Source organism: Streptomyces sp. R35, assembly GCF_041053035.1.
Taxonomy (GTDB): Bacteria; Actinomycetota; Actinomycetes; order Streptomycetales; family Streptomycetaceae; genus Streptomyces; species Streptomyces lutosisoli.
In genome coordinates, this window is sequence record NZ_CP163440.1 from 9,576,560 (window position 1) to 9,597,519 (window position 20,960).

At 70.5% G+C, this 20,960-nt stretch carries 16 protein-coding genes; 3 read left to right on the forward strand and 13 right to left on the reverse strand.

The features are described from left to right. Positions 1-7: 7 nt before the first annotated feature. Complete coding sequence (tkt, locus tag AB5J50_RS42995; protein WP_369264014.1) at positions 8-2,083, reverse strand: transketolase; 2,076 nt, start codon at positions 2,081-2,083, stop codon at positions 8-10. A 146-nt stretch (positions 2,084-2,229) separates the two neighbouring features. Between tkt and AB5J50_RS43000 the strand changes: the two genes are divergently transcribed. Then, positions 2,230-3,141 carry an AraC family transcriptional regulator gene (locus AB5J50_RS43000; protein WP_327433458.1) on the forward strand — a complete coding sequence of 304 codons (912 nt, stop codon included), beginning with the start codon at positions 2,230-2,232 and terminating at the stop codon, positions 3,139-3,141. 146 nt (positions 3,142-3,287) lie between these two features. Here the strand turns inward: AB5J50_RS43000 and AB5J50_RS43005 are convergent, their stop codons facing one another. The 8 genes from AB5J50_RS43005 to AB5J50_RS43040 form a co-directional block, all read right to left on the reverse strand. Beyond that, positions 3,288-3,992 carry a hypothetical protein gene (locus tag AB5J50_RS43005; protein ID WP_369264015.1) on the reverse strand — a complete coding sequence of 235 codons (705 nt, stop codon included), beginning with the start codon at positions 3,990-3,992 and terminating at the stop codon, positions 3,288-3,290. Further along, positions 3,989-4,636 carry a hypothetical protein gene (locus AB5J50_RS43010; protein ID WP_369264016.1) on the reverse strand — a complete coding sequence of 216 codons (648 nt, stop codon included), beginning with the start codon at positions 4,634-4,636 and terminating at the stop codon, positions 3,989-3,991. The genes AB5J50_RS43005 and AB5J50_RS43010 overlap by 4 nt, the downstream gene beginning before the upstream one ends. Continuing rightward, the gene (locus AB5J50_RS43015; protein ID WP_369264017.1) at positions 4,633-5,229 is read right to left on the reverse strand and encodes a hypothetical protein; all 597 of its coding nucleotides are present in this window, start codon (positions 5,227-5,229) and stop codon (positions 4,633-4,635) included. Before AB5J50_RS43015 ends, AB5J50_RS43010 begins: the two co-directional genes overlap by 4 nt. After that, positions 5,223-6,620: a putative T7SS-secreted protein gene (locus AB5J50_RS43020; protein ID WP_369264018.1), complete on the reverse strand. Its 1,398-nt coding sequence runs from the start codon at positions 6,618-6,620 to the stop codon at positions 5,223-5,225. The genes AB5J50_RS43015 and AB5J50_RS43020 overlap by 7 nt, the downstream gene beginning before the upstream one ends. Positions 6,621-6,625: 5 nt before the next feature. Further along, positions 6,626-6,952, reverse strand: coding sequence for a hypothetical protein (locus AB5J50_RS43025; protein WP_330308792.1), 327 nt, complete (start codon positions 6,950-6,952; stop codon positions 6,626-6,628). 151 nt (positions 6,953-7,103) lie between these two features. After that, entirely contained in the window at positions 7,104-7,550 is a 447-nt protein-coding gene (locus AB5J50_RS43030; RefSeq protein WP_369264019.1) for a hypothetical protein, read from the reverse strand. Between the two features lie 15 nt (positions 7,551-7,565). Then, positions 7,566-8,966, reverse strand: coding sequence for a glycoside hydrolase family 16 protein (locus tag AB5J50_RS43035; protein WP_369264020.1), 1,401 nt, complete (start codon positions 8,964-8,966; stop codon positions 7,566-7,568). A 175-nt stretch (positions 8,967-9,141) separates the two neighbouring features. Then, the gene (locus tag AB5J50_RS43040) at positions 9,142-10,413 is read right to left on the reverse strand and encodes an Ig-like domain-containing protein (RefSeq protein WP_369264021.1); all 1,272 of its coding nucleotides are present in this window, start codon (positions 10,411-10,413) and stop codon (positions 9,142-9,144) included. A 296-nt stretch (positions 10,414-10,709) separates the two neighbouring features. Between AB5J50_RS43040 and AB5J50_RS43045 the strand changes: the two genes are divergently transcribed. Together AB5J50_RS43045 and AB5J50_RS43050 are read left to right on the forward strand one after the other, a co-directional pair. Then, the gene (locus AB5J50_RS43045) at positions 10,710-13,400 is read left to right on the forward strand and encodes an FAD/NAD(P)-binding protein (RefSeq protein ID WP_369264022.1); all 2,691 of its coding nucleotides are present in this window, start codon (positions 10,710-10,712) and stop codon (positions 13,398-13,400) included. A gap of 85 nt (positions 13,401-13,485) precedes the next feature. Then, positions 13,486-14,553, forward strand: a complete 1,068-nt coding sequence (locus AB5J50_RS43050) for a hypothetical protein (protein WP_369264023.1) — start codon at positions 13,486-13,488, stop codon at positions 14,551-14,553. Positions 14,554-14,663: 110 nt separating this feature from the next. Here AB5J50_RS43050 and AB5J50_RS43055 read toward each other — a convergent pair whose 3' ends face one another. The 4 genes from AB5J50_RS43055 to AB5J50_RS43070 all read right to left on the reverse strand — a co-directional run bounded on the left by AB5J50_RS43055 (position 14,664) and on the right by AB5J50_RS43070 (position 20,869). Beyond that, a complete protein-coding gene (locus AB5J50_RS43055) occupies positions 14,664-15,104 on the reverse strand; it encodes a cupredoxin domain-containing protein (RefSeq protein ID WP_369264024.1) in 441 nt (146 codons plus the stop codon). Positions 15,105-15,629: 525 nt separating this feature from the next. Next, positions 15,630-16,538, reverse strand: coding sequence for a serine/threonine-protein kinase (locus AB5J50_RS43060; RefSeq protein WP_369264025.1), 909 nt, complete (start codon positions 16,536-16,538; stop codon positions 15,630-15,632). Continuing rightward, on the reverse strand, positions 16,535-18,400 hold the full coding sequence (locus AB5J50_RS43065; RefSeq protein ID WP_369264026.1) for an ABC transporter ATP-binding protein: 1,866 nt from the start codon (positions 18,398-18,400) through the stop codon (positions 16,535-16,537). The genes AB5J50_RS43060 and AB5J50_RS43065 overlap by 4 nt, the downstream gene beginning before the upstream one ends. 291 nt (positions 18,401-18,691) lie before the next feature. Next, a complete protein-coding gene (locus AB5J50_RS43070; protein ID WP_369264027.1) occupies positions 18,692-20,869 on the reverse strand; it encodes an MMPL family transporter in 2,178 nt (725 codons plus the stop codon). Between the last annotated feature and the right edge of the window lie 91 nt (positions 20,870-20,960).

Below are 20,960 nucleotides of genomic sequence, written 5' to 3' on the forward strand. Positions count from 1 at the left end.
GAACGGATCAACCGCGGGCGGCGGTGAGGGATTCCCGCGCGGCGGCGGCGACGTTCTCGGCGGTGAAACCGAACTCGGCGAACAGGGTGTTGCCGTCGGCGGAGGCACCGAAGTGCTCCAGCGAAACGATGCGTCCGTGGTCACCGACGTAGCGGTACCAGGTCAGACCGATGCCCGCCTCGACCGCCACGCGGGCCTTCACGGACGGCGGAAGCACGCTTGCGCGGTACTCGGCGGACTGCTCCTCGAACCACTCGACGGACGGCATCGACACCACCCGGGTGCCGACCCCCTCGGCCTCCAGCCGCTCGCGCGCGGCGACGGCGAGCTGCACTTCGGAGCCGGTGGCGATGAGCACGACGTCCGGGGTCCCGGTGGAGGAGTCGCGCAGGACGTAACCGCCCTTCGCGGCATCCTCGTTGGGCGCGTACGTCGGCACACCCTGGCGGGTCAGCGCCAGACCGTGCGGGGCCGGGTTGGTCGCGTGCCGCTTGAGGATCTCGGCCCAGGCGATCGCCGTCTCGTTGGCGTCGGCCGGGCGGACGATGTTCAGGCCGGGGATGGCGCGCAGTGAGGCGAGGTGTTCGACCGGCTGGTGGGTGGGACCGTCCTCGCCGAGGCCGATCGAGTCGTGCGTCCAGACGTACGTCACCGGGAGCTGCATCAGCGCGGACAGGCGCACGGCGTTGCGCATGTAGTCCGAGAAGACCAGGAACGTACCGCCGTAGATACGGGTGTTGCCGTGCAGCGCGATGCCGTTCATCTCGGCGGCCATCGAGTGCTCACGGATGCCGAAGTGGACGGTGCGGCCGTACGGGTCCGCCTCCGGCAACGGGTTGCCCTTGGGCAGGAACGAGGACGTCTTGTCGATGGTGGTGTTGTTCGAACCGGCGAGGTCGGCGGAGCCGCCCCACAGCTCGGGGAGGACACCGCCGAGCGACTGGAGGACCTTGCCGGAGGCGGCACGGGTCGCGACGGACGTGCCCTCCTCGAAGACCGGCAGCGCCGACTCCCAGCCCTCGGGCAGCTGACCGGCGACGACACGGTCGAAGAGCTGCGCGCGCTCGGGCTGGGCGGTGCGCCACTCGCCGATCCGCTTGTCCCAGGCGGCGTGCGCCTCGGCACCGCGGTCGAGGGCCTGGCGGGCGTGGGCGAGCACCTCGCCCGCGACCTCGAAGGACTTCTCCGGGTCGAAGCCGAGGACGCGCTTGGTGGCGGCGATCTCCTCGGCACCGAGCGCCGAGCCGTGCGAGGCCTCGGTGTTCTGCGCGTTCGGCGCGGGCCAGGCGATGATCGTGCGCATCGCGATGATGGAGGGGCGCCCGGTCTCGGCCTGCGCCGCCGTGAGCGCCGCGTACAGCGCGTGCACGTCGATGTCGCCGTCGGCGGAGGGCTCGATCCGCTGCACGTGCCAGCCGTACGCCTCGTACCGCTTCAGGACGTCCTCGGAGAACGCGGTGGCGGTGTCGCCCTCGATGGAGATGTGGTTGTCGTCGTAGACGAAGACGAGGTTGCCGAGCTTCTGGTGCCCGGCCAGCGAGGATGCCTCGGCGGAGATGCCCTCCTCCAGGTCGCCGTCCGAGACGATCGCCCAGATCGTGTGGTCGAAGGGGGACTCACCCTCCGGAGCCTCGGGGTCGAAGAGGCCGCGCTCGTAGCGGGCGGCCATCGCCATGCCCACGGCGTTGGCGACACCCTGGCCGAGCGGCCCGGTCGTCGTCTCGACGCCCGCCGTGTGCCCGTACTCGGGGTGGCCCGGCGTCTTGGACCCGTGCGTACGGAACGCCTTGAGATCGTCGAGTTCGAGCTCGTAGCCGGAGAGGAAGAGCTGGGTGTAAAGGGTCAGCGAGGTGTGACCGGGGGAGAGGACAAAGCGGTCGCGGCCGGTCCACTCCGGGTCGGCGGGGTCGTGACGCATCACCTTCTGAAAGATCGTGTACGCGGCCGGGGCCAGGCTCATCGCCGTGCCCGGGTGGCCGTTGCCGACCTTCTGAACGGCGTCAGCGGCCAGAATGCGCGCGGTATCGACGGCTCGGCGGTCGAGCTCGGTCCATTCGAAGCCGTCAGGGGTCTGCGTACTCATCTTCAAGAAGTCCTCACTGGATGGGCAATCTCTGGTGGAACGCCTTCAAACCTAAAAGTCTGACTTTTGCTGGGGAAGGTGCCCGTGTGTCAGCCTTCGGTGAAAGTGGGACACGGAGTGCCGTACCGAGCCGACGTGAGAAGGACATGGCAGACAGAACCACCCAAGGCGGTGCAGGGGGCGAAGGGGGGACCGTGGACGGGATCAAGACCTTCCCCTTCCCCGTCGACCTGAGCCTCTCCGGAGTCGGTGTGCAGGTCGGCGCGATGGGGACGGGCCGCGTCTGGCACGCGGACGCGCCCCTGGAGCGCGTGCACCGCATCGACTTCCACGTCGTGATGCTCTTCCACGAGGGCCCCGTCAAGCACATGGTCGACTTCGCCGAGTACGAGGTCTCGGCCGGCGACATCCTGTGGATCCGCCCCGGCCAGGTGCACCGCTTCTCCAGCACCGACCGCTACCGCGGCACCGTCCTGATCATGCAGCCCGGCTTCCTGCCGCGGGCGACCGTCGAGGCGACCGGCCTCTACCGCTACGACCTGCCCCCGCTGCTGCGCCCCGACGCCGACCAGCTGGCCGCCCTGGAGCACTCGCTGGCCCAGCTGGAACGCGAGTACGTCGACACGACCACGCTGCCGCTCAGCCTGCACACCGCGGTGCTGCGGCACTCCCTGACCGCGTTCCTGCTGCGCCTCGCCCATCTCGCGGCGAGCTCCGCCGAGGCGGCGCGCGAACAGACCGACACCACCTTCACCCGCTTCCGGGACGCGGTCGAGAAGGGCTTCGCCACCAACCACAGCGTCAGCGCGTACGCCGACGCCCTCGGCTACTCCCGCCGCACCCTGGTCCGCGCGGTGCGCGCGGCCACCGGCGAGACCCCGAAGGGCTTCATCGGCAAACGGGTCATCCTGGAGGCCAAACGCCTCCTCGCGCACACGGACATGCCCATCGGTCGCATCGGCGCCGCCGTGGGCTTTCCCGACTCCGCCAACTTCTCCAAGTTCTTCCACCAGCACACGGGGACCACTCCGGTGGCGTTCCGGGCGGAGCTGCGCTGAGAGGGGCGGGCCGTCGGGCCCGCGCGGGCCACGGGGGAGTAGTAGGACCAGGTTTGGTCGAGGTACGGCTGGAGCGCGGGTCAGTGTGATGCCCCGCGTGAACCGGCCTTCTCTGGGGATGTCGGCCGGTGGTCTGTCCGTGACGGTCAGCCCACCGGCTCGTCCGTGAGGACGAGGGAGTGGGCGAAGGCGTCGAGGTCGGGGAGAGCGGCGTAGAGCTGCCCCAGCTCGTTGGTGAAGGCGAGGAGCTGGACGTCGACGGCCGGATCCCGCGTACGCCAGTGGTAGGCCAGGACTCCCAGGACGAAGTCGGGGTCCCGTGGGTCGTCCGGCTTCAGCGGTACGAGCCGGAGGACGCGCACCCCGTCGCCCAGGCGGTCGGTGGTGAACCCCTCCCTGATCGGCGTCTCTCCGGTCGCCTCCTCGTACTCGACGGACCCTGAGTAATGCAGGGCGGCCGAGCCGGCGTCGTGCTCCGGCTGCCAGAAACCGACGAAGACGGGCACGGGCGGCTTGCGCAGGTCGGGCCAGTAGAGGAGGTGGAAGTGCGCGGGCACCAGGTCGAACAGCTGGGCGTAGCTGTCCCGGATCTGATCGGCGACGCGAGTGTGCAGGTCGTCCGCGATGTTCCGGTCACCGAGGAGTTCCCGCTGCCGGATGACGAGTGCGGTGGCGATGTCTTTCGCGTATGCCGAGGAGTCCGCCCACCTCGTCGCCGTGAACTCGGCGGGGAGGGCGACCCACTCCGGGCCGGGATCCCCGGCGAGTGAACCGTAGGGGGCGGGGGCCATGGTCCAGCCGTCGTTGTCGGGCGGGAAGGACATGGCCCGCACGGGAGACTCACTGCTCATCGGGTGCTCCAGCGGAGGGTCGTCATGACGGCGTCGAAGAGGTCGACGAGGAGCAGGGACAGCTCGCCGTCCGCGTCCTGCGCGCCGACGGCCGAGAAGGCGATGGTCAGCCATCGCCGGGAGTCCTGCGGTACGGGGACCTGATAGTCGACGCGCCGCGAGGGGAAGTCGATGCCGCGGGCCGGATCGGCGGGGGCGGTCCGTTCCGTCCGTACGGCGGTCGAGCCGTCGAGCTCGACAACCTCGCGGCCGGTCTCGGACGCGGCCAGGAAAAGGGCGAGCTCGGCGGGGTCGAGGTCGTCGCCCGACTCGGGTGTACGGGTCTCGGAGACCAGGAACGAGGCGGGCACGGACATGCCGTGCATCAGCTCGACGGGAAGGTAGAGGTCGAGCCCGTTCGCCTCACGCGCCTCACGAATACGCCGCCGGAGCCCGCTTTCGAGGTCCCTGCGATACGTGAACACCTCGTCGCGGGGCATGCCGTCGAAGGACCGGTCCAGGATTCGCTGGACGGCGCCGTCGGTGCCGTAGCGCAGGGGTATGCGGGCCCAGCCGGGCGGGAGGACGAGGGAGTACGAGTTGGGGGGCGCGGAGGATTCCTGGGGCTGGGGCGTCGGTGTGGGGGTGGATCCGGGGGTGGTCATGAGGCGGCACTCTTTCTGCGGGCCGAGCGGCGGCGGGAGAGGGCGCCCTGGATGAGGAGGGTGAGGGAGAGGAGAGAGGCCAGGAAGCCGAGCCAGACGAGGGCTTTCCAGACCGGGCCGTCCACCACGGAGAAGGCCTCGGCGCCCGCGCCACCGGAAGCGAGGACGAACAGCACGGTGACGAACCAGAACTGGAGCGGCGGCGCCGCGCCCGCCAGCTCCAGGGGTCCGCCCAGCACCCCTTCATCGGAGTGCCGCAGCAGATAGCCCGCAAGGCCTTTCGCGTCCCTCCTGGGGGGCCCGAGCGGACGGTTCAGAAGTTCGGGCGCTTGCCACAGGGATGTCGCCGCCGGCAGCAGCACCCAGAAGACCGTCAGGCCCACGAAGAGCGGCCCCTGGTTGGCGTGACTCTTCTGGTCCAGACCCAGCAACAACAGCACCAGCGCGTTCAGGCCGATCCAGACCCAGAACCCGAAGAAGCTGACGATCAGCAGGATGTAGCCGTTCAGGCGGGTCAGCGGCGGGAGGACCCGGGGCGGGCCGTCCGATGCGGTGCCGTTCTCGCGCGTCGGCCCGCCGGAGTTGGTCACCATGACGACCCCACTGGCTGTGTGGCCCACGTCTTGGCCTGTATCCAGGGGTTGTTCGAGCCGACCACTGAACCGTCGGAAAAGTAGGGCCCCGTCATCCCGAACGCCTTGTCGAACGAGTCCACGCCCATACCCGCCGCGAAGGCCCCCTGGCTGAGCCGTATCGCGCCCACCCCCTTCTCGACCGACGACGCGATGCGCGCCGAGTCGGGGAACCGCTCAGCCGCCTGGCCGAGGAAGGCCTTGAGGGGGGCAGCGTCGGCACCGCCCCCGAGAAGGTTCTTGAGGGCACCGAGCTTCGGCAGTGCCTGCCCGGACAGCTCCTTCGCACTGGTCAGCGCGGCATTCTTGGCCGCATACATGCCTTTGGCTCCGTCACTCATGGCCACGCGGGCCGCCTCCCATTCCTTGCTGCCCTTCACCCCGAGTTTGAAGACCCGCCCGGCGTTTCTCATCCCGTCGGTCACGGCGGCCTTGAAGGCGGCCTTCCCCAGGCCCACCGCCCCGGCGCCGCGCATCGCACCCCGCACGCCGTCCTCGGCGGCCCGCATCCCGGGCGCCGCCAGCCGCCCGAGCCCGAATGTGGCCAGGGCGAAGACATCGAGCCCCACGTCGATCCAACTGCCCGCGCCCGCGAGCGCGGTGGTCGTATGCAGCAGCAACGAGCCGATGGTCGCCCCGAGCGCGATCATCGCGATGATGTTCAGCCCGGGGATGAAGAGCGCCACGATCGCGCAGGCGGTCGCCACCCAGACCAACACGTTCGCAAGGTCGTTGAGCAGCCGGGCATGATCACTGACCCAGTTCTTGAACTTGTCCCAGCCCTTGTCGTGCAGCCCGTCCTTGCTGATGGCCCGCTTGATCTTGCCGGCCCAGTGGCCGGCCCGCTCGTCCCGGTGACCGATGGCCTTGTCGAGCTTGTTCCGGGCGGCCCCCAGGGCGTCCTCGGCGCGGGAGAGGGCATGCTGCCGCGTCGTTTCGGCGGTCTTCTCCGCCTCGGACATCTCGTTGTTCGGCTTCTTCGGCCCGTCGGGCGGCTGGTGCGCGTCGACACGCCCCTGCGCCTCCTTCGCGTCGCTCAACGCGTCGTCGGCCTGCTTCTGGCAGTCCTCCAGGTCGTCCGCCCAGTGCCCGAGATACCCCGACACGTGGTCGTACCGGTGATGCGTCTTGCCGAGCCGCCCTGACAGCTCTTCGGCCTTGTCGCGCATGGCGCCCGCGTACTGGCCTTTGAGCGCGGTCGTGTCCCGCCCGATGGCGTTCAGTCGCTCGACCTGTTCGCTGATCATCTTCGCCAGCTTGCCGAGTCGCTGGGACTCGCCCCGTATGTCGTGCACATCTCCGGGCATGGGGTCCTGCTCGGCGAGCGGACTCCAGTCGGTTGGCCGCGCCATCTTGGCTACTTCCCCCCGCCGTTGCCAGTGCCGCCCTTGCCGCCCTTGCCCTGGGTGGACTTCGCCAGCTTCTGGTCCAGGTCGCGGAAGGCCTGATGGCACTTCTCCGCCAGCTCTCCGACCGACTTGACGGACTCGAGGAGCTGCTTGCGGTGGTAGTCCCAGTTGTCGGCGAAGTCGTCCATGGCGCCCGCGATGTCACCGGACCCCCAGACGCCCTTGAGGTCGTTCTGGTGTTCCTCGGTGTGCTCGAACTCGTACTGGATCTTCTTCAAACTCTTGGCGGTCTTGACCAACAGCGTGTCGTCGACGACCAGATCACTGTCACTCATGGGTTCGGCCCGGCTCCCGCTGTGATCGGTTGGTGTTTACCAAAGCGATCACGGCGGAGCCGGGCCGGGACAGGTTTCGACCGCCTTTTGGCCGTGCATTGACCAAACTCTGACGCCGTGCTGACGGCTACCGCTGCGGTTACTGCTGGGGCTATTGCTGCGGGGGCTGCCCGTAGGGGTTGGGGGTGTGGCTGACCGGGTTGGTGTACGTGCCCCGGGTGTTGTTCTGGAACGCGATCGGGAAGCTGCCGGTGCCGCCCCCGCCGCCACCCCTCCGCCGCTGCCGACGGTGTAGGTGAAGTGCGGGGTGTCGTAGAGCGGGCCGCCTTTCCGTCATCCGGAAGTTCTGCCCGCCGGCGCCGGACGACAGATAGTGCACGTCGACCAGCGACGCGGGCGTGCTCGGTGTGAACCAGACGCGGACCGAGCCGGACCCCGTCGCGTCGACGCCCTGGGCGTAGTCGGCGGCGGCCCTCGCGGGCACCGCCCCGGCCAGGCCGAGCGCCAGCACCGTGAGGAGGGCGGTCAGGACGGCTGTCACGAGCCGCCTGGCCTCGGAGCGTGGCACGGCCGGCCTGGCCGGGGAGTGTGGGGTCATCGGTCAGCTCACCTCTCAGTGACCGAAGTCGAACCAGTTGACGTTCACGAAGTCCGCCGACTGGCCGCTGGTGAAGGTCAGATAGACGTCATGGGTTCCGGTGACCGAGCTGATGTTGGCGGGCACCGTCTTCCAGGACTGCCAGCCACCGGTGTTGGCCACCGAGAAGCTGCCGACCGGTGTGCTCGTCCGGCTGTCGAGGCGCACCTCGACCAGCCCGCTGACGCCGCCCGCCGCGCCGCTGGCGACCCGGCCGTAGAACTGTTTGGCCGCGGTGGAACCGAAGTTGACGCCCTTGTAGAGCGCGTAGTCGCCGTTCGCCAGCGAGCCGATGTCCTGGCCGCCGCCGGCGTCCGTGGTGGTCTCGGTGCTGGTGCCCGACTGGCTGTCGTACGACTCGGCCTGGATCGCGCTGTAGGCGTCACGGTTGCCGGTCGGCGGAGGTGTCGTGGAACCGCTCCCACTGGACTGAAGCACCTGGACGTAGTCCACGACCAGCGGGTGGCCGGGGTCGGTGCCGCTGTCCGGGCCACCGCCGAAGGCGTCGGGGAAGCCGCCGCCCATCGCCACGTTCAGGATGATGAAGAAGCCGTGGTTCGTGGCGTTCGCCCAAGTCGTCGCGTCGACCTGATTCGCCTTCACCGTATGGAAGTTGACGCCGTCGAGGTAGAAGCGGATCTCCTCGGGGCTCGTCGACTTGTCCCACTCCATCGCGTACGTGTGGAAGCCGGCCTGACAGGTAGTGCCGGCGCAGGGCGTGTTGCCGCCGATGCCCGATGTCTCGTTGCAGGGGCCGCCCGGGTTGGTGCCGCAGTGCACGGTGGCCCAGTCGGTGTTGAGGCCCTGGACGTTCTCCATGATGTCCAGCTCGCCGACGCTCGGCCAGTTCTGGTAGTTGCCGCGGTAGGGCGCGCCCAGCATCCAGAACGCGGGCCAGTAGCCCTTGGCGGCGGCGCCGGTCACGTTCGGCATCTGGATCCGCGACTCGACACGGAGTTTGCCGCCGGCGGGCGGCTGGAAGTCGGTGCGGTTGGTCTCGATGCGGCCCGAGGTCCAGTTGCCCGCGGAGTCGCGTCGCGGGGTGATCAGCAGGTTGCCGCTGCCGTCGAGCGCCACGTTGTTGGTGCTGGAGGTCATCGTCTCGACCTCGCCGGTGCCCCAGTTGGCGGCGCCGCCCGGGTAGGAAGTCCCGGTGTCGTACTGCCAGTTGGTGGTGCTCACGCCGGTTCCGGCGGCCCCGTTGAAGTCGTCGAGGAAGACCTGGGACCAGCCGGCCGGGGGTGTGGGGGCGGACGCGTTCGCGGGGAGAGTGGCGACGGTCGCGGCGGCCGCGGCCAGGCTGAGCGTGCTGAGCATGGCGATGAGCACGCGTTTCAGGGAGCCGCGTCTGACAGGTGTGCCGGAAGTTTCACGCATGAGTGCCTCTTTGGGTACGGAGTGGGGTGCGCGGGTGTTGTTGAGAGCGCTCTCAAAGGCAGCTGCGCGGCCAATGTGCTCTCTGTCACTCCGGTCGTCAAGAGGTAAAGCAAAGAAACTCCCTTCCGTAGAAGGGAGTTCACGATGTGAAGGAAGGACTTCCCGGGATGTGCCGCTAGAGAGCGCTCCCCGCCGTCCAGTCCGCCCATGACAGGTTCCACCCGTTGAGGCCGTTGGACGCCTCGACGGTCTTCTCGCCCGAGTTCTTGACGACCACCACGTCACCGAGCATCGAGCTGTTGTAGAACTTGTAGCCCGCCACGGAGCTGTCGTTCGCGCCCTTCGCGTCGTGCAGACCGACGCAGCCATGACTGGTGTTGGTGCTTCCGAAGACCGAGGTCGAGGCCCAGTAGTTGCCGTGGATGAAGGTGCCGGAGGTGGTCAGGCGCTGGGCGTGCGGGACGTCCGAGATGTCGTACTCGTCGCCGAGACCGACCGTCGAGGACTCCATCCGGGTCTGCTTGAACCGCTCGCTGATCACCATGATCCCGGACCAGGTGGTGTGGTCGGCGGCGCCGCCGCTCACCGGGTAGGTGGCGAGGGTCGAGCCGCTGCGCTCGACCGTCATCGTCTTCTTCGCCAGGTCGACCGTGCTGACCTGGCGGCGGCCGATGTGGAAGACGACGTCCTTGGACTGCGTGCCGTAGACGCCGTCCGTGCCCTCGACGTCCTTCAGGCGCAGGCTCAGTGTGATCTTCGTGCCCGCGGCCCAGTACTCCTCGGGCCGGAAGTCGAGCCGGGTGTCACTGAACCAGTGGCCGACCACCTCGACCGCGGGCTCCGCCGTCACGGTGATCGCCTTCTCCACGGCGGCGCGGTCCTTGACGGCCTCGGTGAAGTTGATCGACACGGGCATACCGACACCGGAGGTCGAGTTCGCCTCGGGGGTGAAGTAGCCCACGAAGGTCTCGCCGGGCGACTTCGTGACGAAGCTCGCGGTGTGCGCGTCGGCACCCTGTGGCTTCGCTGTGACCGTGTATTTGGTGCCGGAGTACGGATTCTTGGTGGAGGTCCATTTCGTACGGGCGTCGTTGAAGGACCCGGCCAGGGTGGAACCGTCGTTCCCGGTGACCTTGACGGTCGACAGGGTGCCGTTCGCCACGGTCACCTCGACCGGGCTGCTGAAATCGGCCTTCTTCGTGCCGTCGGCGGGGGTGACGCTGACGGTCGGCGTCTTGGCCTTGGTGCTCGCGGCGGCCTTCGCCGACGCGTTCGGCCCCTCCGACGCGTTCGGCCCCTCCGAGGCGTCGGCGGAGCCGCTGCAACCCGTCAGGGCCACCGCCGGCACGGTGCCGAGGACGGCGAGGATCCCGCGCCGCGACCACGCGGGCCGGCCGGACCGGTTCGCGCTCTGCTCGGACCGGTTCGATATCTCAGGGACGCCCACGGCACGCCTTTCTTAGATCACCACCACTGGGGGTGCATCTTGTGCCACTTTCATGGGTTGATCCTTTGAATCCGTGGGGCCCCACCTGAGATTCCTGTGAAGAGACGCTGTGAGACGTCCTGAAACCACGGTTGCCGGGCCGCCCCGGTTTGTGAACAGAGTATGAACAGCCGACCGGCGCCCTGAGTTTCCGGTGAGATCTCCGTCCCGCCCGCCTTTCCCCACCTCTCCGGTCGGAATAGTGAACAAGGAGATCCGCTTACTGGTCCCGCAGCAGACCCCCGCCGGAGGTATTCGTGATTCCAGCCCGCAAGCGGCACACCGTGGCCATCGTCGGAGCGGGCGCCGCCGGCGCGCTGACGGCGGTCCAGCTGTGCGAGACGGCCGCGCGCCGCCGGGTGTCCCTCGACCTCGTCCTGGTCGACCCGGCGCCGGAGGCCGGACGCGGCACCGCGTACGCCACGCCCGACCCACGGCATCGGCTCAACGTGCCCGCGAGCGGCATGAGTTGCTACCCGGACGACCCCGGACACTTCACCCGCTGGCTCTGCCGGCACGGCGAACCCACCGTCAAGGGCGCCGACTTCGCCACCCGGTACCGGTACGGCGCCTACCTCGCCGACACGCTGGCCCAGGCCATCGTCCGCGCGCACGGCACGGTCGCCGTACGCCGGCTGCGGACGCGGGCGGAGAGCTGTACCGGCACCCCCGACGGCGGGGTGGAGCTCCAACTCGCCGACGGGGGACACCTGACGGCCGACAGCGCGGTGCTCGCCACCGGGCCGGCCGCCGCGCGGGGCGACTGGGCCCCACAGGGGCTGCGTACGTCCGCGCGCTTCATACGGTCCCCCTGGGCGTCCGGCGCCCTCGACGGTCCGCTCGCCGACACCGCCGATGTGCTGCTCGTCGGCACGGGGCTCACGGCGGTCGACCTGGCGCTCAGCCTCGACCGGCCCGGGCGCACCGTGCACGCCGTCTCCCGGGGCGGCCTGCTGCCGCAGCCGCACGCGCTCAGCCCCGCCGCGGCGATGGCCGCCCCCGACGGGCTCGACGCGCCGTCGCTGACCGCGCTGCGCAGGACCGTCTACCGGCACATCGGCCGGGCCGTCCGCACCCACGGCGACTGGCGGCCCGCGCTCGACAGTCTGCGTCCGCACACCGCGCGGCTGTGGCACAGCCTCACCCCGCAGGAGCGGGCCGCGTTCCTGGAGCGGGAGGGCGCGCTGTGGAACACCCACCGTCATCGGATGGCGCCCGCGACGGCCGAGTCCGTGTCCCGTGCCCGTACGGCCCGCCGACTCAAGGTGCACGCGGGGGCCGTGACCGACGCCGCCGTCCAGGACGACGGCTCGCTGACGGTCGCGCTGTCCGACGGCCGGGAGATACGGGCCGGCTGGGTCATCGACTGCACCGGACCCGGGCCGCGCCCCGAAGACCCCCTGTGGCGCTCGCTGTTCGACGCGGGTGCCGCGGTGCCCGGCCCCCTCGGCATGGGCGTCGCCACCCGCGACGGCCGGCTCCTCGACGCCGAGGGCCGCGCCGAGCGCCCGCTGTTCACGCTCGGGGCCCCGCGCCGCGGCGAGCTGTGGGAGACCACGGCCGTCCCGGAGATCCGGGTCCAAGCGGCGGCGCTCGCCCAGGAGTTGCTCGAACCGCTCGCCCGGCCCGCGCGCACGACCCGCCGTGCGCCCCGCCGGCCCGTCGACGCGCACGGCCTCGCGCTGTCCACCCACGCCGAGGCGGCCGCCGCCTACCGCACCGGACTCGACCGCGTCCTCAAGGTCAGGTCCGGAGCCGAGGACGCCTTCGGGCGCGCGGTCGCCCTCGACCCCGGCTTCGCGCTCGGGCACGCCGCGCTCGCCCTGCTCGGTCATGAGTGCGGCGCCTCCGTCGACGTACCGAGGGCCCTCGCCGACGCGCAGCGCTCCGCGCGCGAACGGGCCGACGAGCGCGAGCGCTCCTTCGTGGACGTCGTCACGCGCCGTGTGCACGGCGATTCGGCGGACGCGGGTGCCGGCGCCCTGCTCGGGCACCTCGACGCGCACCCCGCCGACGCGCTCGCGCTCGCCACCGCCGTGCCCACCATCGCCTTCTCCGGCATCAACGACCTGGACAACAGCTATGCGCTGCGCCTGGTCGAGGGCACCTCGCCCGCGTACGACGGGCACTGGTTCCACACCTCGCTCCTCGCCTTCCTGCGCCAGGAACAGGGCCGCTTCCACGAGGCCGCCGAACTGGCCCATCGCGCGCTGGCCGCCGAGCCCGCCTCCGGACACGCCGTGCACGCACTCGCCCACGTCCACTACGAGTCCGGCGCCCATGAGGCGGGCCGCGACTGGCTCGACGCGTGGGTGTCCGGGCAGGGCCGGGGCGCCGTCCACCGGGCGCACTTCTCCTGGCACATCGCGCTGCACGAACTCGCCCTGGACGACCCCGCCGCCGTACGCAAGCGGTGGTTCGCGCAGCTCGGGCCCGGGAGGGTGAGCGGGGTGCGGGCCCTGGTGGACTCGGGGTCGCTGCTGTGGCGGGCCCGGCTGAGCGACAGCTGGCGGGGGCAGGTGCCCGCGGCGGACGTCCTCGGCTCGGTCGCGCGCGAGGTCGTGGAGCGGCCCGCCACCGCGTTCACCGCGCTGCACGCGGCGGTCGCCCTCGCCGCCGCCGGGGATCTCGCGGCCCTGCGCCGGCTGCGCGACCACGCCGCGGGCGCCGACCCCGTACAGCGCGAGGTCATCGTCCCGCTCTGCGAGGCCTTCGCCGCCCTCGTCGAGGAACGCTTCCAGGAAGCCGCCCGCGGCCTCGACGCACTCCTGCCGGTGCTCCGCAAGGTCGGCGGCAGCGCGGCCCAGCGCGAAGTCGTGGAGGAGACCCTGCTCTACGCCCTTGTCGCGGCGGGGCGTTGCGACGCGGCCCGGCGGCTCCTCGACGCCCGCCTCGACCGCGGGGCGGCGCCTCGGGACCGGCGGTTGCTTGCCGCGCTGCCCGGCTGAGCCGGCTGTCTCGGGCGGGGCCCCGTTCGATCACGTGTCGGACACGGGTCCCGTCGGCGGGGCGCGGGGCGGGCACCCTGCGGGCATGGCGAGACGCGGGGGATGCGTGCTGAACGGCTGTCTGGCCGTGCTGATGACCGCCCTGGTCCTGGTGCTGTTCGGGATGTGGCGGCTCAGTACGGCGTCCGGACGAGCCGATGGCCGGGCGCGGGAGCGGATGAAGGAGTCCGTGGAACAGACCCGGGACCTGTTGTCGCAGGCGGCCTCGGACGGTTCCCTGCTCGGGACCGAGATCGACCGGTCGATGCGCGGCGGCAACGGGAAGGCGGACAGGGCCGAGGTCCAGCGGCACGGCCGACGGGTCACGGTGACCGAGTCGTTCGCGATCGTGGAGGGCGGCTGGTACAGCGGCTCGGCCTCGGGCTGCTACCGGTTCGACCTCGTTCCGGCCTCCTCCCCGCCTCCCGTCTCCGTCCACGAACTGTCCGACGCCCACTGCCGGGACCGGTCGGCGACCACCCGCTACCGGGACCCCGCCGCGGTCGCCGCGGACGTGGTCGTGGAACTGCGCGCGGCCGTGACCCGCGGCGGGCTCACCGGCTTCCAGAACGCCTCCGTCTGGCAGACCGGCGGAATCGTGCGGACGGGCCAGGAGACGAAGCACGGCCAACTGATCACCCTTGCCCTGCTGTCCAGGGGGCTCGACCCGGCGGACCGTGACTGCTACGAGTTCCGCGCCGGGGAGAAGCCCGTCACCGTCACCACCAGGAAGCTCGGGCCGGACGGCTGCGATCGCATCCGGCGCGAGCAACAGGCCCGGGCGGCGGCCGCCCTGCGGGCCGAACTCGACGCCGGCTCCCGGCAGATCGAGCACCGGCTCGAACGGGCGGTCGCGGACGGGACCCTGACCGACGCGGAGCTGAAGCGGGCGCTCGCCCTGCAACAGACGGACGAGGGGCGCGAAGTCTCGTTCGACGCCCCGGTCGCCGTGTCCGTCCGCGTGCGGCGGTCACCGTCCGAGGTGGACGTCGTCGCCAAGGTCAACGCCCTGGACATCAACCACACGAGCACGGGCTGCTACGAGTTCCGCGCGCACCTCGCGAAGCAGTCCGTCACCCGCCGGCCGGCGGCGGAGAAGGACTGCTTGGGCTGAAGGAGCTGTCCGGCAGGCCAGCACACTCCCAGTCCTGTCAGGGTGGTCTCGGTGGGTTCATGGTGACTCCAGATTTTCGGCTGCAGTACCGGCGGCCGGGGTCTCCAAGCTCAGTAACCGCCGCCGCTGTTCGTGCTGTTGCTCGGTGACGCGCCGCCACCAACCGTCGTGATCTCCGTCTCCATGCCCAGGTCCTTGTGCCCGTCCACGGGGCAGTACACCTCGTACGTGCCCGGCTTGAGGGTCACAGCGAGGCTCGCGGACTCACCCGGCGCGAGGGTCCGAGTGCGGTGCTCACCGCCGGGGCCTTCGATCTCGAGTGCGTGCACTTGGTGACCGTTGTTGTTGGCGACGAAGTCATAGCGTCCGGCCGTGAAGGTCGACTTCGACAGCGTGATGCGGAAGTCGACCAGTGTGACGTCGACCTTGGTCACTCCTGGCTGACCGCCGGCCTTCGGCGTTGTGTGACTTCCCGTCCCGCTCCCGGTCGAAGCCCCGCCGCCGCAGGCGGCGAGCACGCTCGTGAGGACACCGGCGGCCAGTCCCGTCATGAGGCGTGTCCGGTATCGGGCTGTTGTTCTTGGCATCTGTGACCCCCAAGGCGTTGCGTCCCGCGAGGGGCTCGTAGGGCTCGTATGGGGTACGGGCCACCGGGCCCGATGGATTGGGCGGTGGAGCTGGAGGGCAATGGGAAGGCGGTCTTCCGTCGCCGCCAGGCAATCCCCTGACCGGAATGACCCGCATACCACCAGGTCTTCGGCGTCGCCATCGCTGTCCTCGGCGAACAGGGCCGTGCCCCGGTGATGGCGGGCATCTACGTACAGCAGGAAGGTCACCTGTCTGCTGGAGCGGACGGACGGCACAACCGTGCGCGTGGGCACTTTCTCCCTGCGCGACGGCTACGGCTCCTGGGAAGTCCCGATACCGGTGGAGCCGTCCACGCTGTCCGGCGCTCGTCTGACCTCCGCCGACTGCACCGTCCTGGCCATCGCGCACGTCGAAGAGGCGACATGGTCCTGGCTGCGCCCCCGTCGGACCGGTGACGTTACGGCCCCCGGCGCGCCCCCACAGATCCGTCACGCCTGTGGCACATGGCGCCGCTGCCACGGCAGAGCCGCGTCGAAGGCGGCGGTGAGCTCCCAGATGGTGGGCCGGGCTGCCGGATCGGGCCGCAGGCAGCCGTCGATGGCCGTGGCGAGGTCCCGCGGCAGGCGTCGGCGGGACCCGATCGGCAGGACAGGTTCTTCGAGCTGCGGATACCAGTCGTCCCGGCCGGTCGTGTCGTCTCCGCTCCCGTTTCCAGCCGCTGCCCCCTCCTCGTCCACGGTCTCACCGCAGTCGTACGGCAGGTCGCCGGTGGCGACCTCGTACAACGTGACACCGATGCCCCATGCGTCGGCGGCGGCCGTCAGCGGCCCGCCGCGCGCCTGCTCGGGTGCGAGATAGCAGAACGTGCCGACGCCCGCGGGAGCGATCCCGGGCGGCCGTGCGACGCTCAGATCGAGCACCTTGGCGTGCCCGCAGTCGACCACGACGTTGGACGGCTTGAGGTCGAGGTGCAGCAGGCCCTGACCATGGAGGTAGTGCATCGCGGAGCACAGGTGCACGCCGAGGAGGGCCACGTCCTGGGCGGCCGGCCGGCGCCGCAACCGGTGGATGAGGTGGGACAGCGTCTCACCGGTCAGGGTTTCCAGTACGACGAGTGGCTCGGGGAACTCGAAGGTGTCGTACGCGCGGACCAGGTGCGGATGGGTGAAGGCCCGAAGCCAGCGGCCCTCACGCAGCAGCCGGTCACGCAGTCGTTCCTCGTGGCTGCGGTCGGGGCGGACGACCTTGACGACGCACCGGCAGTCCCGTTCCTCGCTCCAGGCGTCGTACAGGTCGAGCCAGCCGGTCCGCGCCAGGTGCGCCAGGATCTCGTAGCCCGGCGCGGGTTTCGTTCCGGGTGTCAGGGGCGGAGGCGGTGATGCGGTGGCCCGGCTCATGACCGCACCTTCCCGTTGGACGGGGAGGCGGCGAGGGAGCTGTGGTCGGTCACCGCGTGCAGGCGGTGCAACTGGGCGTAGGTCCCGCCGTGCGCCAGCAGGTCTTCGTGTGTGCCGCGCTCGACGACCCGGCCGTGGTCGAGCACGACGATGCGGGTGGCGTCGCGCACGGTGAGCAGATTGTGCGAGATGACGATGGTGGTCCGCCCGGCCATGAGCCGGCGCAGCGGTTCCATGATCCGTCGACCCGACCGGGCGTCCAGCCCGGTGGTCGGTTCGTCGAGCAGGAGCACGGGAGCGTTCCTGATCATCGCGCGGGCGATCGCGAGGCGCTGGCGCTGCCCACCGGACAGCGTCCGGCCGTGCTGGCCCACCACGGTGTCGTAGCCCTCCGGAAGCAGCCGGATGAACTCGTGGGCGTCGGCGGCGCGGGCCGCGGCGACGATGTCCGCCTCCGTCGCCTCCGGGCGGCCGTAGGCGATGTTCTCCCCCACGGTGCCGTGGAAGACCAGCGTCTCCTGGAGGACCACCGCTACGCTGTCCCGCACCTCGGACAGTCGCAGGTCCCTCAGGTCGGTTCTGTCGATGCGGACCGTGCCCTGATCCGGGTCGTAGAAGCGCAGCTGCAGCTTCGCGACGGTGGACTTGCCGGCGCCGCTCGCCCCGACCAGAGCCAGCGTCTCGCCGGGCGCCGCTCGGAACGACACGCCTGCGAGTGCCCACCGCGATGTGCCCGGATAGCGGAAGGAGACGCCCTCGAACTCCACATCTCCGCGGGCACGCCCGAGCCGCCGTGCTCCGGCGGCCTCGACGACCTGGGGGCGCTGGTCGAGCAACTCGATGATCCGCTCGGCGGAGGCGGACGCCGCGTAGAACGTGTTGCTGAGCTGGGACAGGTCGCGGAGCGGACCGTAGAGCTTGCTGATCAGCGCGAGGAAGACCAGCAAGCCGCCCAGCGTGAGCTGCCCCTGCGCCAGCTTCCACGTACCCAGCGCCATGACGGCCAGTGCGCCGGTCACCTCGATGATCTCGACGATCGGCCCGTAGACGGCGCGGATCCGTGCCGACGTCATCGCCGCCCGGAACTTGCCCAGGCTCTCGCGCTCGAACCGGCGCTCCTCCCAGCCCTGCCGGTTGTACGCCTGCACCAATGCGACGTTGCCGAGCGACTCCTCGGCGATCGCGCTGAGCGAACCGCTCCGGCGTCTGCGCTCCCGTGACGCGTCCTTGATCAGCCGGGAGAAGTGGCGGGCCGCACTCCAGAACAGCGGCACGATGACGAGCGCGAGGAGGGTCAGATCCCACTGCAGGTAGAAGAGCAGGCCGAGGAAGACGCCCACCTCGACCACGTAATAGAGGGCGTTCGCCACGCCCGACAGGAGGAACGTCTCGACCGCGTCGACATCGCCCGTGACACGCGCCAGCACATCCCCCAGCCGCCGTCGTTCGAAGAACCCCAGAGAGAGGCTCTGGACATGCCGGAACACGTCCGCCCGCAGAGCCAGCAGGAATCGCTCACTGACCCAGGTGGACGTCACGTCGTCGGCGAAGCCCAGCACGCCGGAACCGATGATCAGTCCCAGGTAGGCGAGCGCGATCCAGGGGAACGGGCTCAGATCGCGCGGGACGAGCACGTCGTCCACCACGATCTTGAAGATCCAGACCTCGGCCCCGTCGAGCACGGGCCCGATCAGGCTGAAGCACAGGAGGACGACCAGCCAGCGCCTGCCCCCGCGCGTATACGGCCAGAAACGCCGGAAGACCCCGCTCAGGGGCACCGGTGGGGCGGCAGCGACGACGGCATCGGAATCCTCACCCACCGACAGCAGACGCCGCAGGACACGCCGGGGGACACGCGCCATGGCATGGGTTCCTGGAAGATCGCGGACTCAGCGGACCGGAGTTGCCGGCTCCGGCCCACTCAGCCGTGTGCGGTTACCAGTGACGATGGTCACTGGTACGGCGGCGGTGACGACGATGACGGCGCTTGCCGCTGGTGTCGTCGCGCCTTGAGGTCGTGTCCATCTTGTGGTCACGGCGCTTTGCGGGAATGAGGTGACTGAAGATCGCCATAAGTTTCCCTCCTGCATCCATCCCCCAAAGGGGATACGTCCGAGAGCGCGAAATGGATGGCGCCTCCAGGAAATTTCTTGTCAGACGCTGGTCATCTGGGGCCGGGCCGTTGCTTCCTCGCTCACCCCGAACCGGTCGTGCGCCCGCCGCAGCGCCCCCGGCGCCCACCACGCACGCTTCCCGAGCAGCGCCATCGTCGCCGGTACGAGGAGCATCCGGACGACGGTCGCGTCGATCAGGACGGCCAGGGTCAGCCCGAGGCCGATCTGCAGGATGGGGGAGAACCCGCCGGTCATGAACGCGCCGAAGACGATCGCGAGGAGCAGCGCGGCGCAGCTGACCACACGCCCGGAGCGGCGCAGGCCGGTCACGACGGCCTCGTGGTGGTCGCCGGTCTTCAGCCAGGTCTCGCGCATCCGGGCGAGGATGAACAGCTCGTAGTCCATGGCGAGTCCGAAGGCGATCGCGATGATCAGCGGCGGAGCCGTCAGGCTGAGCGAGCCGAGGCCTTCGGCGCCCAGCGCCCCGGCCAGATGGCCGTCCTGGAAGACCCAGACCACCGCACCCAGCGCGGCGCCCAGGCTGAGCAGCGTGGTCGCGATCGTCCGCAGCGGGATCAGCACCGAGCCGGTGAAGGCGAAGAGCAGCGCGAGAATACCGACGAGAACGATGACGGCCGCCCAGGGCGCCCGCTCGGCGAGCATCTCCCGGAAGTCGACCAGCCGGGCCGCGACACCGGTGACCTCGACGGGCTCGTTCCCGCGTACCTCTCGTACGCGCTCGACCAGGTCGGTCGCCGCCTTGCCGTCGACGCTGCCGGTCGGCTGGAGGTGCACCAGGGTGGCGCCGCCGGGAAGGGCGCGGGAGTCGCTGATGTCCGAGAGGGCGCGGATCCGGGCCACGGTGTCCGGGGCGGCGCCGGGGCGCACCACCACGGTCACCGGCGAGACTCCGGTGCCGGGCGGGAAGTGGGCGTCCACGGTGTCGTACAACTGCCGTGCCTCGGAGGTGGAGGGCAGTTGCTTCGCGTCTCCGATGCTGATCTTCATGCCCGCGACGGGCAGCGCGAGGACGAGCAGGGCCGGGACGAGGGTGGCCAGGACGACGACGGGGCGGCGGATGGCGAAGCGGGCGAGGCGGGCGAAGAAGCGGCCTTCGGTCTCGGGGTCGGCGCCGGACGTGAAGCCGAACCTGGAGCCGGCCTTGGAACCGAACCTGGAACCGGCCTTGGAACCGGCGTCCTCGCGACGTGCGCGGGCCGGTGCGATACGCGCTCCGAAGCGTGCCAGCAGCGCCGGCAGCAGAGTGACCGCGGCGAGCATGTCGACGACGACCACGGCGGCCACGGCCAGACCCATGCTGCGCAGGAACGGGCTGGGGAACACCAGCAGCCCGGTGAGGCTGACCGCCACGGTGAGTCCGGAGAACAGGACGGTTCGCCCGGCGCCGGCGACGGTGCGGTGTACGGCCTCGATGACGTCGTCGGTGTGCCGCCGCTCCTCGCGGAAGCGGACCACCATCAACAGCGCGTAGTCCACGGCGAGTCCGAGCCCGAGCATGGAGGTGACCTGGATCGCGTACACCGAGATGTCGGTGAACTGGCTGAAGGCGAAGAGCGCCAGGAACGCGCCCGCGACTCCGCTGATCGCGATCAGCAGCGGCAGCCCGGCGGTCCGCAGCCCGCCGAAGACGACGAGCAGCAGCGCCAGGACCACCGGCAGCGAGATCAACTCGGCCCGCTGTACGTCCTCCTGGGCACGGCCGGACATCTGCTGTCCGAGCAACACGCCGCCACTGACGTGGACTTCGGGCGCGTCGATCCGCCGGATGTGTTCGGCAGCCGTGTCCACGGCCTTCTTCTCGTCCTCGTCCTTCATGCCGCCCTTGAGCGACACCGGAATGACGAGGGCCTTGCCGTCCTCGGAGGTGAGGCCGTGGGTGGTGTACGGGTCGGGCACGTCGGCGACACCCGCGACCGTACGCAAGTCGGCCACGGTGCGCTCCACTTGGGACCGCAGGCCGGGGTCGGAGACCGAGGTGCCCGCGACGACGGCGGTGATCGACTCACCGTCCGGGTCGACGCGGTCGAGGTAGGCGGCGGCCCGCTCCGACTCGGTGCCCGGGACATCGGGCACCGAGTCGACGAGCCGCCCGAAGACACCCGTGCCGAGGCCGAAGCCGATCAGCAGCATGAGCAGCCAGACGAGGATGACAGTGAGCGGGCGGCGGGTCGCCGCCCGGGAGATCGTGGCGAGCACGGTACGCCTCCCGGCGATTGGGGCGGTCGGTGACATCGCCACTCAGCGTCGTGCCGGGCGGGGGGCCACCGGATCGCCGGGGGGAGCGGTT

Excerpts from the sequence above, each read along its gene's own strand:
- AB5J50_RS43050 (WP_369264023.1), top strand. The coding sequence starts at position 13,486 with ATGGCGAGACGCGGGGGATGCGTGCTGAACGGCTGTCTGGCCGTGCTG.
- tkt (WP_369264014.1), bottom strand. The coding sequence starts at position 2,083 with ATGAGTACGCAGACCCCTGACGGCTTCGAATGGACCGAGCTCGACCGC.
- AB5J50_RS43055 (WP_369264024.1), bottom strand. The coding sequence starts at position 15,104 with ATGACGGGACTGGCCGCCGGTGTCCTCACGAGCGTGCTCGCCGCCTGC.
- AB5J50_RS43060 (WP_369264025.1), bottom strand. The coding sequence starts at position 16,538 with ATGAGCCGGGCCACCGCATCACCGCCTCCGCCCCTGACACCCGGAACG.
- AB5J50_RS43015 (WP_369264017.1), bottom strand. The coding sequence starts at position 5,229 with ATGGTGACCAACTCCGGCGGGCCGACGCGCGAGAACGGCACCGCATCG.
- AB5J50_RS43005 (WP_369264015.1), bottom strand. The coding sequence starts at position 3,992 with ATGAGCAGTGAGTCTCCCGTGCGGGCCATGTCCTTCCCGCCCGACAAC.
- AB5J50_RS43010 (WP_369264016.1), bottom strand. The coding sequence starts at position 4,636 with ATGACCACCCCCGGATCCACCCCCACACCGACGCCCCAGCCCCAGGAA.
- AB5J50_RS43030 (WP_369264019.1), bottom strand. The coding sequence starts at position 7,550 with ATGACCCCACACTCCCCGGCCAGGCCGGCCGTGCCACGCTCCGAGGCC.
- AB5J50_RS43020 (WP_369264018.1), bottom strand. The coding sequence starts at position 6,620 with ATGGCGCGGCCAACCGACTGGAGTCCGCTCGCCGAGCAGGACCCCATG.
- AB5J50_RS43025 (WP_330308792.1), bottom strand. The coding sequence starts at position 6,952 with ATGAGTGACAGTGATCTGGTCGTCGACGACACGCTGTTGGTCAAGACC.
- AB5J50_RS43000 (WP_327433458.1), top strand. The coding sequence starts at position 2,230 with ATGGCAGACAGAACCACCCAAGGCGGTGCAGGGGGCGAAGGGGGGACC.
- AB5J50_RS43035 (WP_369264020.1), bottom strand. The coding sequence starts at position 8,966 with ATGCGTGAAACTTCCGGCACACCTGTCAGACGCGGCTCCCTGAAACGC.
- AB5J50_RS43065 (WP_369264026.1), bottom strand. The coding sequence starts at position 18,400 with ATGGCGCGTGTCCCCCGGCGTGTCCTGCGGCGTCTGCTGTCGGTGGGT.